We start from the raw sequence: 14746 nt of genomic DNA on the forward strand, positions 1-14746 counted from the left end.
AGTAGTACGTAGAGCGTTACACCCGTCTCGCGAACCCGATCAGTTCGGCGGGACGAAATCGACCGGGACGCGAACCTTGCTGGGCACGCCCACGCCGTTGCGCATCTCGGGGTTGAACTTCCACTTCCGTGCGGCATCCATGGCGGCGCGGTCGAGGTTGCGGTTGCGGCTGGATTTCTCGACGGAGACGTCGAGCACATTGCCCGAGGCATCAATGCTGATGACCAGGACCACGGTGCCGCCCACGCCCTGACGCGCTTCGGTCGGCGGGTATTTCGGCGGATTGAGGCGCTTGGACGACGGATCGACGCCCGAGCTGATCGTCGTGGCCGGAGCCGGCGGAGCCGGGGGCGACGGCGGTTCGGCCTGAATGTCGACCGGGCTCGGTTCGTCCACCACGATCGGCGGCTCTTCCGGCGGCGGCGGCAGCGGCGTCGGCTGCGGCGCGGCCAGCTGACGGATCTGCTGCGGCGGCGGCGGTTCCGGCGGCGGCGGCGGCGGCGGCGGGGGCGGCGGCGGCGGCTTGATCAGGTTAACGACGGTGACTTGCTCTTCCGCCTTTTCGGTTGCCGGCGGCGCCATGGGCGCGAGCAGCAAGAGCAGCGCCGCGACATGCACGGCGATCGCGGAGGTGATACCGGCGATACGTGCCCAGTTCAGCCCTTCGCGGTCGTCATCTTTCTTAGCGTGGATTTCGAGGTCTTGCGTCATGCCGTCAGCTCGGGAAGTGTTTCCGGACGCAAGGGCGCCGCGGGCCGTCGTTCGGTTCGTGCAACCGTTTCCAGTCGCGCGAACCTCCTAGCATATACCAAACCACGCCCTAGGTTCCAAGGGCGGATTTGCCTATCGAGTGCCGATTATTTACCCGGCAGCGCGATGATCTTCTTGGCGTCGTCGGGCTTCTTCACGCCCTTGGCGATCGCCTGCTTGGCGGCTTCCTTGGCCTCTGGAATGCGGTCTTCCTGCCACAAAACGCGTGCGAGATTGAGGTAGGTCTCGCCGTCGGGAGCGAGCGGGGCGGCTTTCTTGTACGCCTCGATCGACGGGTTCACCTGGTCGGAGAAGTAGTAGGACTGGGCCAGGGCCAGGTAAGCCTGGAAATCCGGCTTCAGGATGCCCTTGGTCAGGCCTTCGTTGATGACGTCCGCGGCCTTCTTCTCGTTACCGTCGATCTGCAGGTAGGTCGAGTAGAGCTGGCGGTAGTCCTTGTCTTCGTTGAGCTGGCCGCCGGCGCGCAGCTTCTCCAGCACCGCTGCGGCCTTGTCGTACTGGTCGGCCTGCAGGTAGGTCGCGACCAGGTTGAGCTGGGCGCGCTTGTCGGTGGGGTTCTTGGAAGCGACGGCTTCGGCCATCTTGGTCGCTTCGCCGGTCTGACCGGATTCGGCGTAGGACGCCATCAGCAGCTGCTGCCAGTCGGACTTGGGCTCGGGCGAGGCGTCGATGGCCTGCTTGATGATCTTGGACGCGTCGGCGTAGCGCTCCAGACGGTACAGGGCGTTGCCCTTGACGATCAGGTGCTCGGGCTTGGTGCTCTTGGTCTCGCTCAGGAAGCGGTCCATGGTGGCGAGCGACTCGGCGTACTTGTCTTCCTGCAGCTGCAGCTGGGCCAGCATGAACATCGAGCTGTAGTGGCCGTTGTTGTCGAGGCCGTTGAATTCCAGGGCCTTGTTCAAGTAGCCGATGGCGGCGGCGGTGTCGTCGGCGTCGTAGGCCAGCTGCGCGGCGATCTGCGCGGCGAAGGCGTGGTCGTAGGCGTTGGCGGCGGAGTTGGCGATGATCTCGTCGGCGATGGCGCGCGCTTCGCTGCCCTTATCGGCGTCGTACAGATCCATCATCTTCTTCAGCTTGGGGGTGACCTTGGCCGAGGCCTTGGCGTCGGGCTGCTGACGGGTGGCGTTGGGGTATTCGACCTTGGACGCGGCGGCGGAAGCCTTCTTGTCTTCCTTCTTCTCGCCATGACGCTGACGGCGCTCCTCGGCCCGGTCCATCGCCGACTGCGCGTGAACCTGGGCGATCGAGCCCAGCGCAAGCACGGCGCCGATGGCGGCCGTCAGCACGGTGCGGTGGCGGGTGGGGAGCTTGTTCATGTTCACCTCAATCAGCTGCCGCGTGTGCGGGGTCGATGGCCGCAGGGCCGGGGGGCCGTCACGCTAACAGAAACGCGGGGCGGCGCGATACGGGGTTTTACTGTCTTTAATGCGTAGCGTTCATCCACACTTGGGCGTACGGCCGGCAGAACGGGCCTGCTGGTACACCGGCATGAGCCCGCCGGCGCGGGCGCGCAGTTCCTGGATGCGCGACTGCGGGTCCGGATGGGTCGACAGCCATTGGGGGGGCCGGCTGCTGCTGGCGGCGATCATGTTCTCCCACAGGTTGACCGCCTGCTGCGGATCGAAGCCGGCCTGGGCCATCAGCTGCTGGCCGACCACGTCGGCCTCGCTCTCCTGGGTGCGCGAACCGGGCAGCAGGAACAGGCCCTGGACCGCGGCGCCGCCGAGCTGGTTGGTGGCGTTGGCCGCGCCCTCGCCGTAGCGCGAGCCGAGCAGGGCGCCGGCGATGCTCAGGCCGGTCTGGGCGGTCATCTGGCGGGTGATGCGCTCGTCGTGGTGGCGCGAGACCACGTGGCCGATTTCGTGGGCGATCACCGCCGCCAGCTGGTCCTGGTTCTTGGCGACGCTGAAGATGCCGGTGTTGACGCCGACCTTGCCGCCGGGCAGGGCGAAGGCATTGGGCGAGCTGTCGACGAACACCGCGACGTCCCATTGCGCCTGCCAGCCGGGCGGCAGCTGGCGGGTCACCGTATCGACCACACAGCGAACGTACCCGTTCTGGCGGGAATCTGTGCTGAGTTTGCCCTTTGACTTGGCCTCGACGAAGGCTTGCGCGCCCATCTGGTTGAGCTGTTCCTGCGACACCGCACCCACGTTCTGGCGCCGCCCGGTGGGCGAGGTCGTGGTGGCGCAGGCGGTCACGATCAGCGCGATCGGGACACCGAGCAGTAGACGCTTCACGTATGCAGTTCCCCAGTACGTATGAACGCGTTGTAGACCGATCAGGATTAACTTTTCGTCAATCCCGACGAACCGGTGGCTCAGCTGTGCAGATAGAGCAGGGCACAGGCGAGCAAATTATTGATTCCATGTGCGGCTATGGGTCCCCAGAGCGTGCCGGTACGGCGGTAGACCCAGGCGAAAGAGGCGCCGATCGCGGCATAGGTCAGCCACAGCAGGGCGATCGCGCCGGGCCCGTTGCCGCTCAGGCCGGGCACCTCGTGCATCAGGGCGAAGGCCAGGCTGCTCAGGACGATCCCCAGCCCGGGCAGGCCGGCGGCCCAGAAACGGCCGAACAGGACGCGCCGGAACAGCAGCTCTTCGTAGGCCGGCGCAGCCACGACCGCGAACAGCAGGGTCAGGGCGAACTGGCTGCGCAGGGCGGCCTGGATCATCTGGACGTTGCTGGGGACGGGTTCGATGCCGAGCTGCTCGCCGATCCAGCTCAGCGCGGCGCTGAGGCCGAACGCGGCCAGACCCACGCCCAGGGCCCAGCCCCAGGTCGCGGGGCGGCGTGCGGCGCGCCAGGAGGCGGCGCGTTCCTCGCTCCCGGCGCGACGGCGCAGCAGGTAGACCGCCACGGCGGCGCCCCCTACCGCGGCCATGGCCATGCTCAGCTGCGCGAGCGCGCCGGGCTGGCCGATCGCCTGCAGGGCGTCGGTGGCGGCCGAACCGGGCTGGCGCATGGCGATCTCCAGGCCGCGCGCGAACGCCCAGGCCATCATCGCGATCATGCTCAGCGCCAGCACGATCGCCACGGCGATGGCGAAGTCGAGCGCGGCGTGGCCGACCACGGCGCGCACGCGCCGCGGTGGGGCTGCCTGCGCTAGCGCAGGCAGCGGCGGCGGGGCGAGCGCCGCGGCGGCGGCGCTGGCGGGCTCGGAGGCCGGCATCGTGCGTGGATCAGACGTCGAGGTTGGCGACCTTGAGCGCGTTGTCCTCGATGAAGTTGCGGCGCGGTTCGACCACGTCGCCCATCAGGGTGCTGAAGATCTGGTCGGCGGCGACCGCGTCTTCGATCCGCACCTGCAGCAGGCGGCGCGTCTCCGGATTGACCGTGGTGTCCCACAGCTGCTCGGGATTCATTTCGCCCAGGCCCTTGAAGCGCTGGATCGCGCGGCCCTTCTTGGCCTCTTCGAGCAGCCACGCCTGCGCTTCGACGAAGCTCTGCACCGGCTGGGCGCGGTTGCCGCGCAGGATCTGCGCGCCCTCGCGAATCAGCCCGTGCAACTGCTGCGCGGCTTCGCGCAGCGCACGCAGCTCGCCGCCGGCGAACGCCGACAGCGGCAGCACCTGGGTCAGTTCCTGGCCCATGTGGCTGCGCGTGACCAGCAACGCGGCCTGACGGCTCTCGTTGGCGTTGTGCAGCTGCAGCGAGTAGCGCGGCTTGCCCAGGCCGGTGCGGTTGAGGCGCTTTTCGAGCGCGTCGAGTTCGTGGCGCTCGTCGACGTTGGCGAGCAGGTGCTCGCTGTCGAGCGGGGTGAAGTCGAGCAGCGCTTCGAGCACGGCCGGGTCGTAGCGGTGCGCGTTGCGCGCGATCGCTTCGCGCGCGCCGGCGTAGGCCAGCAGCAGCCTCTCCAGCGCGGCGCCTTCGATCGGCGGCTCGCCGGCGGCCGGGATCAGCGCGGCGCCTTCGACGGCGTTGTTGGCCAGGTAGGCGTCCAGCGCCGCGTCGTCCTTGAGGTAGAGCTCGTTCTTGCCCTGCTTGATCTTGTACAGCGGCGGCAGGCCGATGTAGACATGGCCGCGCTCGATCAACTCCGGCATCTGCCGGTAGAAGAAGGTCAGCAGCAGGGTGCGGATGTGCGAGCCGTCGACGTCGGCGTCGGTCATCAGGATGATGCGGTGGTAGCGCAGCTTGTCCGGGTTGTACTCGTCCTTGCCGATGCCGGTGCCGAGCGCGGTGATCAGGGTGCCGACTTCGGCGCTGCCGAGCATGCGGTCGAAGCGCGCGCGCTCGACGTTGAGGATCTTGCCCTTGAGCGGCAGGATCGCCTGGGTCTTGCGGTTACGGCCTTGCTTGGCCGAACCGCCTGCGGAGTCGCCCTCGACGATGAACAGTTCGCTCAGCGCAGGGTCTTTTTCCTGGCAGTCGGCGAGCTTGCCGGGCAGGCCGGCGATGTCGAGCGCGCCCTTGCGGCGGGTCAGGTCGCGCGCCTTGCGCGCGGCCTCGCGCGCACGCGCGGCGTCGATGATCTTGCCGGTGATCGCGCGGGCTTCGTTCGGGTGCTCCTGCAGGAACTCCTCCAGGCGCGCGCCGAACGTGCTTTCCACGACCGGGCGCACTTCGGAGCTGACCAGCTTTTCCTTGGTCTGCGAGGAGAAGCTCGGGTCCGGCACCTTGACCGACAGCACCGCGATCATGCCTTCGCGCATGTCGTCGCCGGACAGCGCGATCTTGGCCTGTTTGGCGATGCCGCTGTTTTCGATGTAGTTGGTGAGCGTGCGGGTCAGCGCGGCGCGGAAGCCGATCAGGTGGGTGCCGCCGTCTTTCTGCGGAATGTTGTTGGTGAAGCAGAACATCGTTTCCTGGTAGGAATCGGTCCACTGCAACGCCACGTCCACGGTGATGCCGTTCTGCTCGCCCGACACCGAGATCACGTTCGGGTGCAGGGGGGTCTTGAGCTGGGCCAGATGCTCGACGAAGGAGCGGATGCCGCCTTCGTACTGGAATACGTCGCGACGGCCTTCGCCGCGCTCGTCGACCAGGGTGATCTTGACGCCGGAATTCAGGAACGACAGTTCGCGCAGGCGCTTGGCCAGGATGTCGTAATGGAACTCGACGTCGGTGAAGATTTCCGCCGCCGGCTTGAAGCGCAGCAGGGTGCCGCGCTTGTCGGAGGCTTCCAGCTGCTTGAGCGGATACACCGGCTCGCCCAGCGCGTATTCCTGCTGGTGGTGGTGGCCGTCGCGCCAGATGTCCAGCCACAGCTGTTCGGACAGCGCGTTGACCACCGAGACGCCGACGCCGTGCAGACCACCGGAGACTTTGTAGCTGTTGTCGTCGAACTTGCCGCCGGCGTGCAGCACGGTGAGGATGACCTCGGCCGCGGAAACGCCTTCTTCCTTGTGGATGTCGACCGGAATGCCGCGGCCGTTGTCGTAGCACGACACCGAGCCGTCTTCGTGCAGGGTCACGATCACATCGTCGGCGTGGCCGGCGAGGGCCTCGTCGATCGCGTTGTCGACGACTTCGAACACCATGTGATGCAGACCGGTGCCGTCGTGGACGTCGCCGATGTACATGCCCGGCCGTTTGCGTACGGCCTCGAGCCCGCGCAAGACGGTGATCTTGCTGGAGTCGTAGGTCTGGTTCGGGGTCTGGCCGGGGGTCTGATCGTTGTTTTCGGACATGCTCTGTGGGATTGCGCGGTCCGCCTGCGAGGCCGGGAGCGCGACACATTAGCTGTAGGGGACTGAGGCCGAGTATACCGCGCCGCGGCCCCCTAGGTCCGGTGCCCCGCCGCCCCGGTCAGATGCGAGCAGGAGAGGCGCTGCGCGGTGGTTCCGGCGCGATCCGGGCTGCGCCGGCCGGATTGGGCCGGGCGTGCCGCAGCGCGCGAGGGGAGGCCTCCTGTGGGGTCGCCGAGGTCGGGGGGAAGTGTCGGGCGGCAGGTGGGGTGAGTCTTGCGGGCTGGGAGGGTTCGCTGGTGTGGCCTTTGGCCCGTTTAAGGCTGAACGCTGGATTCAGGCCAACCGGCTTGGACTGGGCCATGACGCGAGGGTCACTTCACGCCGCGGTGTTAGAGCCAGGCGCCGAGGGAGCGGTTGGTCAGCTCCTTAGTCGAGTCGGCCCATCGGATGGCCGTTCTCGCGCAAGCCCTCCGGCCAGGCCAGCGATTGCCGTCGCACCGGCGGTCCTTACTGTAGCCCTGGTGGCGCAGTCCATTCGCCCTGGTCGAAGTGATAGCGATGTGGCGCTACTGGTCGTTGGTTCGGGTTCGGGTTCGGGTTCGGAGCGCTGCTCAGGAAGAGCCTGTCGCTGGGCGAATCGATGAAATCTAGCGGCAACTGGACGTAGCCGATGCCCCGGCCTTTGAACTCCCGGTTGTTTCGGTGGTGCAGGGACGCGGCCGACGGTGATGTTGAGGAAGCGCTTGTTCTCGGTCAGGTCCGCGTATGACGGCCGCCGAGCTAGAACGGATCGCGGCGATCGCCACTCGGGAATTTGCGAAGACGAGTCCCCACGGCGACATCCGGCTGCCGGAGCTCGTCGGATCGCCAGTCTCGACCTGATTCTGCGGCCGCGCTGCCTGTGCGACTTGGGGGGCGCCGGCGGTGCGGGCCGCTTCTACCCGCGACCTTAAGTCGGTCGGATGCCGGATGACAGGCATGACGAGCCGGGTGCTGGCTCCCAGGAGTCGAGGCTGACAGCTATCGCGGCGATCCGGGCCCAACCTGCTGGGCTGATGGCTGGCGGCGGCTTGGTAGCCCGGAGTCAGGCGGTGCTCCCACGGCGCGGCGCCATCAGCCGCGGACGAGCCCGGCCAGAAAGCCCAATGCCGGGTAGCGTTCCACGTGGAACACCGCAGGCCTGCGCTAGAGGCGCATGTTCCACGTGGAACACAACTCAATCAAGCCGAAGCTCACCCTGTTCCACGTGGAACGTCGTCACGGCCACCCCGATTTCAGCCAGCGCGCTCGGCGCCTCGGTTCCGGTGATGAACACCTGGGCGCCGCTGGCGATCAGGCGCTCCAGCACCCGGCGCTGGTGCTGCCGATCCAGTTCCGAGGCCAAATCGTCCAGGGCGATCACCGGCCACTCGCCGCGGGCCTGGGCATGGTGCTCGGCCTGGGCCAGCAGGGCGGCGAGGGCGGTGAGTTTGGCCTGGCCACGCGACAGGGCCTCGCGGCCCGGCAGACCGCCGAACTGGATGCGCCAGTCGGCCCGGTGCGGCCCGACCGAGGTATAGCCGGCGATCTGGTCGCGTTCGCGGGCCAGCAGCAGCGCGTCGGCCAGGGGCAGTTCGTCTCGGCGCCAACCGGGCAGGTAATCCAGACGGGTATCGCCCAGGGCTGGGGCCAGATCCGCCGCCAGGGCCGCGAACCGGGGCTGCAGGTCCTCAAGGTAATGCTGACGGCGCCGGCTCAGCGGTTCGCCTGCGTCGGCCAGTTCCCGGTCCCAAGCGTCGAGCTGGCCGTCGCGGGCGCGGGCCTTGAGCAGGGCGTTGCGCTGCTTCAGGGCCCGGGTATAGCGCCGCCACAGGGAAATGAAGTCGTGTTCCACGTGGAACAGTCCCCAATCCAGGTAACGACGCCGGGCCTCGGCACCGCCGGTGATCAGGGCGTGACTGCCGGGCTCGAAGCTGACCACGGCCAAGGCCGCACACAACTCGCCGAGCTGGGCCACCGGGCTACCGTCCAGGCGGCCGATCCAGTCCTGCCCGGTGTGGCGCAGTCCGGCCTTGCGCAAGCGGGTCGCCCCGGCCTCGCCCTCGGCGATGCGCGTAGCGGCCGGCCCGACGCCTTCCTGCCACTCGACGAACACTTCCAGGGCCGGGTCACCGGCCCGAACCAGCCCATCGCGGACCCGGCCACGGAAGCTGCGGCCGTAGGCCATCAGGTGCAGGGCTTCCAGCAGGCTGGTCTTGCCGGCGCCGTTGTCGCCGGTGATCAGGTTGATCCCGGGGGCCGGCGCCAGCCTGACATCGGCAAAGCGGCGCAAACCGCGGGCTTCGAGGCGGGTTACGCGCATTACGAGGCTCGACAGGGCGGCAAGCCGGGCTGAGCGCCCGGCCGGCAGAAACGAACACGCCCGGACGGGCCGGGCGTGTCGTGAACTTGCGGAATGTGTTCCACGTGGAACCTGTCGCTCGCGGTCGGCGCCGACCGCGGCCGGATCACAGGCGCAGCGGCATGACCACGTGGCGGCACTTCTCGTTCGCCGCCTCGCGCACCAACGCCGAGGAGTTTGCGTCGCGCAGGGCGATCACCACATGTTCGTCGCGCAGCGCGGTCAGTGCGTCGAGCAGGTAGTTGACGTTGAAACCCACGGCCAGGTCGTCGACCTTGGTGTCGGCTTCGACCTCTTCCTGCGCTTCTTCCTGTTCCGGGTTGTGGGCGCTGATCTTGAGCTGGCCGGGCGAGACCTCGATGCGCACGCCGCGGTACTTCTCGTTCGACAGGATCGCCGCACGCTGCAGGGCCGCGCGCAGGATCTCGCGCTCGATCCGCACTTCGCGGTCGGCGCCGATCGGGATCACCGCTTCGTAATCCGGGAAACGGCCGTCGATCAGCTTGCTGGTGAAGGTCACATCGTCGCGCTTGACCCGGATGTGGCCGCGGCCCATCTCGATCTCGATCTCGCGGTCGCCGCCTTCCAGCAGGCGCTGCAGCTCCTGCACGCCCTTGCGCGGCACGATGATCTGGCGCTTGGTCTGGCCGCCGCCTTCGTAGGCGGTTTCGCACAGTGCCAGGCGGTGACCGTCGGTCGCCACGCAACGCAGGCTGTTCTCGCGCAGGTCGAACAACAGGCCGTTGAGGTAATAACGCACGTCCTGCTGGGCCATCGCGAACGCGGTGCGCTCGATCAGTTCCTTCAGCGCGGCTTCCGGCACCCGTACGCGCTCGGTGGCTTCGACTTCGTCGATCGACGGGAAGTCGTTGGCCGGCAAGCTGGCCAGGGTGAAGCGCGAACGCCCGGCCTGGACGGTGATCTTCTCGGCCGTCTGGGTGACCGTGACCTTGCTGCCGTCGGGCAGTGCGCGAACGATCTCGAACAACTTGCGCGCCGGGATCGTGGTTTCGCCGTCCTTGGCATCGTCGACGACGATGCGCGAGACCATCTCGACTTCCAGATCGGTACCGGTCAGCGAAAGCTGTCCGTCCTTGACCTGGGCCAGCAGATTGGCGAGGACCGGCAGGGTCTGCCGGCGTTCGACTACGTTGACGACTTGCGCCAACGGCTTGAGAAACACTTCTCGTTGCAGGCTGAAACGCATGCGGACCCCTTAGCCCCTAGTCGGTTCGGGCGGCAACGCCCAATACAAAAGAGTGGAATAAATCAAAAGCATGGTGGTGATGGTGTCGCCGAAAACCCGGGAAAACTGCATTAACTTGTTGTTTTTACTGGTTTTTCCGTGAGGTCAAAGTTCGGTAGAACCGGACCCTGAGCTGCTGCACAAGCTGTGGATAAATTTCGGGGCAAGGCGCCGGCCTCGATCTATCCACAGCTTGTACGCGTCTCGTGCACCGCTTTATTCGAAGAGTACCTGCAACCGGCGCCGTCCGTCGCCTGCGGGCTCATTCGCTGAGCTTGCGAATCAGCTTGTCCCAGTCTTCGCGCAGCTTGCCGTCGGTCTCCATCAGGGTGCGGATCTGCCGGCAGGCATGCAGCACCGTGGTGTGGTCGCGGCCGGCGAAGGCGTCGCCGATCTCGGGCAGGCTGTGCTCGGTCAGTTCCTTGGTCAGCGCCATCGCGACCTGGCGCGGGCGCGCCAGCGAGCGGGTGCGGCGCTTGGACAGCAGGTCCTTCATCTGCAGGCCGTAGTAATCGGCCACGGTCTTCTGGATGTTGGGAATGCCGATCGCCTGCTGCTGCGCGCGCAGCAGGTCGCGCAGGGTTTCCTGGGCGAACTCGGCGGTGATCGCGCGGCCGGTGAAGTTGGCGCGCGCGGTCAGGGTGTTGAGCGCGCCTTCCAGATCGCGCACGTTGCTGCGCATCTTCTTGGCGAGCAGGAACGCGACCTCTTCCGGGATCGCCGCGCCGCGTTCCTTGGCCTTGGAGATCACGATCTGGGCGCGGGTCTCGAAGTCCGGCGGTTCGATCGCCACCGACAGGCCCCAGGCCAGGCGCGACTTCAGGCGCGGCTCCAGGCCCTCGACTTCGCGCGGGTAACGGTCGCAGGTCAGGATGATCTGCTGCTTGCCGTCGAACAGGGCGTTGAAGGTGTGGAAGAACTCTTCCTGGGTGCGGTCCTTGCCGGCGAAGAACTGGATGTCGTCGATCAGCAACGCGTCCACGCGCTGGAACTGGCGCTTGAACTGATCCATGGTCTTGTCCTGCAGCGACTTCATCATCGCGCTGAAGAACTGTTCCGAACGCAGGTACATCACCCGCATCGCCGGGTTGGCTTCGCGCATGGCGTTGCCGGCCGCGAACATCAGATGGGTCTTGCCCAGGCCGGTGCCCCCGTACAGCAGCAGCGGGTTGTGCGCGCGTTCGCCGGGCTTCTGCGCGGCCTGCAGCGCCGCGGCGCGGCCGAGCTGGTTGCTGCGGCCTTCGACGAAGTTGTCGAAGGTGTAATGGGTGTCGAGGTTGCCCTGGAACGGCTCCACCGGCGCGGCGACCGGGGCCGGGCGGTAGGCGGCGGTCTCGGACTCGCGCGGCGGCGCCACGCGCGGCAGCGAGCCGATCTCCAGGCTGACCTCGGCGCTGCCGGCGAAATAGTTCAGCAGCTCGCGGATGCGCGCCAGGTAACGTTCGCGTACGTGCTCGACGACGAAGGCATTGGGCGCGTACAGCACCGTGACGTCGTCGCGTTGGGCCGCTTGCAGCGGTTTGAGCCAGGTGTGCACGTCCTCGACCGGGTATTCGGCTTCGAGTCGTTCGAGGCAGCGGGGCCAAGCTTCCATCGGTCGGCAGGTCTTCTGTATTGCGGGGCACGCCGGGCCTGGCGGCACGGCGGTCGAAACGCCGCCGGCCGCGCGATACGGCTCGCGGCAAACGGGGCAGGGGGGTCAGCCAGACTATCATCGCCGCCGGGTCCGGAACAGGACTTGTCCACAAGGCTGAACACAGGCTAGTCCACAGGCGCCGGCACGCCGCGAGCCAGCGCTGACGCGGTTGCGGGCGGTTTTTCGCACGATAGCGGGCGCTTGCGAAGGCGCTGCGACGATGGCGGCCGCGAGCATCCGCCGCCGCCGCCGCAACGGGCGCCGCCGTCGGACCGCCGCAGGCCGCCATTCACCTTAACTTGACCGTCCCGCCCGCGGCCGCTAAGATCGCCGGTCTTTTCCGCCGTACACGTAGAGCCGGACCATGGCCACCAAGCGCACTTATCAGCCCAGCAACCTCAAGCGCAAGCGCGACCACGGTTTCCGTGCCCGCATGGCGACCGCCGACGGCCGCAAGATCCTGGCCCGTCGTCGTGCCAAGGGCCGCAAGCGTCTGTGCGCCTAAACGGCGTCCCGGCTGCCTGCCGCTGACGCGGCGCGAGGCAGCCGTCCGGCATACGCCGGTACCGACCCGATGATCTCCAACCGCTTCCCGCGCACCGCGCGGGTACGCGCGCGTTCGGATTTCGACCGCATCTTCAAGCACGGCCGGCGTGTGGCGCTGCCCGTGCTTGCTTTGCATTGGCAGGCCGTCGACATCGAGGCGCGCCTGGGCCTGGCGGTGTCACGCAAGGTCGATCCCCATGCGGTCGGACGCAATCGCATCAAGCGCGCCCTGCGCGATACCTTCCGCAAGCTGCGTGCCGATCTGGCGCGTGGCGATTACGTCGTGGTCGCCCGTCCCGGCGCCTCGCGTTGCACGCGTGAGGAACTCGACCAGGCCTTCCTCGGTCTGCTCAGGCGCGCCGGCGCGTTGCCCGCACCTGCGGTGCCCGGCACAATGCCGGCCGATCCCATTCCCTCCCCACTGCCGGACCCCGGTCCCGGCTGAGCCCGCCTGCTGCCCATGAACCAGACCCGTGTATTCCTGATCTTCGCCTGGCTGATGGTGGCGACCCTGCTGTGGATGGAATGGGGCAAGGAGAAATCCGCGCCGCCGGCACCGGCCGTCACCGCCGCTGCCGCCGCCGCCGCGACCAGCACCGTGCCCAGCGCGACCGCGGCTAGCGCCGCCGGCGTCGTGCCCAGCGCTCCGGTTGCCGCCGGCGCCACGCCCACCGCAGCCGTTGCGGCGCCGAGCGCGGCGCAGACGGTCACCGTCACCACCGACGTGCTCAAGGTCGTGTTCGACGGCGGCACCCTGCACCGCGCCGACCTGCTCAAGTATCCGAGCGAAGCGGCCGAGGACAGCGCACCGGTGCGGCTGCTGGCCGAGGACGCGACCAACTACTTCGTCGCCCAGAGCGGCTGGGTCAGCCAGGGGGGCGCCACCCCGACCCACGAATCCGGTTTCGTGCCGGAGAGTCCGCAGCGCGACTACGTGCTGGCCAAGGGCGCCAAGGAAATCGCCGTGCCCTTCGTGTGGACCGGCGCCAACGGCGTGACCATCCGCCGCACCTACATCTTCCAGCACAGCGGTTACGCCATCACCGTGCGCGACGAAGTGATCAACGCCGGCACCGCGCCGTGGCAGGGTTCGGTCTACCGCCAGCTCGCCCGCGTGCCGCGCGCGCTGGTCCGCAGCGGCCCGATGAACGCCGAGCAGTACAGCTTCCAGGGTGCGGCCTGGTACAGCACCGAAGACAAGTACGAGAAGCGCAAGTTCGACAAGTTCGTCGACGACGGCGCGCTCGACAAGAAGGTCACCGGCGGCTGGGTGGCGATGCTGCAGCACCACTTCTTCGCCGCCTGGATCCCGGGCCCGAACGACCAGAGCGTGTTCTCGCTGGCGACCGCCAACACCAACACCGGCGTTCCCCAGTACCTGATCCGCGAACTCGGCCCCAGCGTCAACGTCGCCGCCGGCGCGAAGGCGCAGACCCAGGCGCGGCTGTGGATCGGCCCCAAGCTGGTCGACGCGCTCAAGGCCCAGCAGGTGCCGGACCTGGAGCGCGCGGTCGACTGGAGCAGCTACAGCATCATGGCCACGATGGCCAACGCCATCTTCTGGCTGCTGTCGAAGCTGCACGACCTGTTCGGCAACTGGGGCTGGTCGATCATCGGCCTGGTGGTGCTGATCAAGCTGGCGATGTACCCGCTGTCGGCCGCGCAGTACCGCTCTATGGCGAAGATGCGCAAGTTCCAGCCGCGCATCGAGCAGCTCAAGGAGCGCTACGGCGACGACAAGCAGAAGTTCCAGATGGCGATGATGGAGCTGTACAAGAAGGAGAAGATCAACCCGGTCGGCGGCTGCCTGCCAATCGTCGTGCAGATGCCGGTGTTCCTGGCCCTGTACTGGGTGCTGCTGGAGTCGGTGGAACTGCGCCACGCACCGTGGATGCTGTGGATCCACGACCTGACCGCGCGCGACCCCTTCTTCGTGCTGCCGCTGATCAACATCGCGGTGATGTGGGCGACGCAGAAGCTGACCCCGACCCCGGGCATGGACCCGATGCAGAAGAAGATGATGCAGCTGATGCCGCTGGTGTTCGGCGTGATGTTCGCGTTCTTCCCGGCCGGTCTGGTGCTGTACTGGATCACCAACAGCGGCCTGGGTCTGCTGCAGCAGTGGTGGATGACCAAGCGCTACGCCGAGAAGCCGGCCAAGGCTTGAGTTGTGTAGTCTTTCGCCCGACCACGAAGCCCGCCGATCGGCGGGCTTCGTGTTTTCGGGCTCCGCACTGGCTTCGGGGTAGGAGCCTTGGGGTAGGAGCGGCGTAAGCCGCGATTGCGAATTCCGTTTGCTGCGTTAGTTTCGTTCTTAAGCAACAGCTTCCGCCCGCTGCGTGTGCGAGCCACTTTCTCTTGCCACCCGCCTTGGGGTAGGAGCGGCGTGAGCCGCGAYCGCGACCTTCGGCTACCGCGCTGGCTTCGATTCGGATCGGCTTCGCTTTCTGCTTTCTGTGGGAGCGGCGTGAGCCGCGATCGCGAATTCCGGCTGCTTTGCTGGTTTCGTTCTTAAGCAACAGCTTCCGCCCGCT

At 67.4% G+C, this 14746-nt stretch carries 11 protein-coding genes; 3 read left to right on the forward strand and 8 right to left on the reverse strand.

The window, feature by feature from the left end; genetic code table 11:
* Positions 1-39 precede the first annotated feature (39 nt).
* From ASD78_RS11390 to dnaA, 8 genes are all read right to left on the reverse strand, one after another.
* Complete coding sequence (locus ASD78_RS11390) at positions 40-711, reverse strand: energy transducer TonB (RefSeq protein ID WP_055905593.1); 672 nt, start codon at positions 709-711, stop codon at positions 40-42.
* Positions 712-857: 146 nt separating this feature from the next.
* Positions 858-1988, reverse strand: coding sequence for a tetratricopeptide repeat protein (locus ASD78_RS11395; RefSeq protein ID WP_156087720.1), 1131 nt, complete (start codon positions 1986-1988; stop codon positions 858-860).
* 219 nt (positions 1989-2207) lie between these two features.
* Entirely contained in the window at positions 2208-3011 is an 804-nt protein-coding gene (locus tag ASD78_RS11400) for a M48 family metallopeptidase (RefSeq protein WP_055905599.1), read from the reverse strand.
* Between the two features lie 80 nt (positions 3012-3091).
* Entirely contained in the window at positions 3092-3943 is an 852-nt protein-coding gene (locus ASD78_RS11405) for a CPBP family intramembrane glutamic endopeptidase (RefSeq protein ID WP_056101411.1), read from the reverse strand.
* 10 nt (positions 3944-3953) lie between these two features.
* The gene (gene gyrB / locus ASD78_RS11410) at positions 3954-6404 is read right to left on the reverse strand and encodes a DNA topoisomerase (ATP-hydrolyzing) subunit B (RefSeq protein WP_055905605.1); all 2451 of its coding nucleotides are present in this window, start codon (positions 6402-6404) and stop codon (positions 3954-3956) included.
* A 1216-nt stretch (positions 6405-7620) separates the two neighbouring features.
* Positions 7621-8745: a DNA replication/repair protein RecF gene (recF, locus tag ASD78_RS11415; protein ID WP_056101416.1), complete on the reverse strand. Its 1125-nt coding sequence runs from the start codon at positions 8743-8745 to the stop codon at positions 7621-7623.
* Positions 8746-8890: 145 nt separating this feature from the next.
* Positions 8891-9991: a DNA polymerase III subunit beta gene (dnaN, locus tag ASD78_RS11420; protein WP_055905611.1), complete on the reverse strand. Its 1101-nt coding sequence runs from the start codon at positions 9989-9991 to the stop codon at positions 8891-8893.
* Positions 9992-10292: 301 nt separating this feature from the next.
* Complete coding sequence (gene dnaA, locus ASD78_RS11425) at positions 10293-11624, reverse strand: chromosomal replication initiator protein DnaA (protein ID WP_056101418.1); 1332 nt, start codon at positions 11622-11624, stop codon at positions 10293-10295.
* Between the two features lie 406 nt (positions 11625-12030).
* Here dnaA and rpmH point away from each other — a divergent pair, with 406 nt between their 5' ends.
* The 3 genes from rpmH to yidC all read left to right on the forward strand — a co-directional run bounded on the left by rpmH (position 12031) and on the right by yidC (position 14379).
* Positions 12031-12171: a 50S ribosomal protein L34 gene (gene rpmH, locus ASD78_RS11430; RefSeq protein ID WP_031374044.1), complete on the forward strand. Its 141-nt coding sequence runs from the start codon at positions 12031-12033 to the stop codon at positions 12169-12171.
* Positions 12172-12240: 69 nt separating this feature from the next.
* Positions 12241-12657, forward strand: a complete 417-nt coding sequence (gene rnpA / locus ASD78_RS11435) for a ribonuclease P protein component (protein ID WP_056101423.1) — start codon at positions 12241-12243, stop codon at positions 12655-12657.
* Between the two features lie 15 nt (positions 12658-12672).
* Positions 12673-14379 (forward strand): membrane protein insertase YidC, encoded by a 1707-nt coding sequence (gene yidC / locus ASD78_RS11440; RefSeq protein WP_056101427.1) that lies wholly within the window; start codon positions 12673-12675, stop codon positions 14377-14379.
* The last annotated feature ends 367 nt before the right edge of the window (positions 14380-14746 follow it).

This window comes from Lysobacter sp. Root667, from assembly GCF_001427715.1.
In the GTDB taxonomy this organism is placed as follows: domain Bacteria; phylum Pseudomonadota; class Gammaproteobacteria; order Xanthomonadales; family Xanthomonadaceae; genus Lysobacter.

Excerpts from the sequence above, each read along its gene's own strand:
- ASD78_RS11390 (WP_055905593.1), bottom strand. The coding sequence starts at position 711 with ATGACGCAAGACCTCGAAATCCACGCTAAGAAAGATGACGACCGCGAA.
- ASD78_RS11395 (WP_156087720.1), bottom strand. The coding sequence starts at position 1,988 with ATGGACCGGGCCGAGGAGCGCCGTCAGCGTCATGGCGAGAAGAAGGAA.
- ASD78_RS11405 (WP_056101411.1), bottom strand. The coding sequence starts at position 3,943 with ATGCCGGCCTCCGAGCCCGCCAGCGCCGCCGCCGCGGCGCTCGCCCCG.
- gyrB (WP_055905605.1), bottom strand. The coding sequence starts at position 6,404 with ATGTCCGAAAACAACGATCAGACCCCCGGCCAGACCCCGAACCAGACC.
- recF (WP_056101416.1), bottom strand. The coding sequence starts at position 8,745 with ATGCGCGTAACCCGCCTCGAAGCCCGCGGTTTGCGCCGCTTTGCCGAT.
- dnaN (WP_055905611.1), bottom strand. The coding sequence starts at position 9,991 with ATGCGTTTCAGCCTGCAACGAGAAGTGTTTCTCAAGCCGTTGGCGCAA.
- dnaA (WP_056101418.1), bottom strand. The coding sequence starts at position 11,624 with ATGGAAGCTTGGCCCCGCTGCCTCGAACGACTCGAAGCCGAATACCCG.
- rpmH (WP_031374044.1), top strand. The coding sequence starts at position 12,031 with ATGGCCACCAAGCGCACTTATCAGCCCAGCAACCTCAAGCGCAAGCGC.
- rnpA (WP_056101423.1), top strand. The coding sequence starts at position 12,241 with ATGATCTCCAACCGCTTCCCGCGCACCGCGCGGGTACGCGCGCGTTCG.
- yidC (WP_056101427.1), top strand. The coding sequence starts at position 12,673 with ATGAACCAGACCCGTGTATTCCTGATCTTCGCCTGGCTGATGGTGGCG.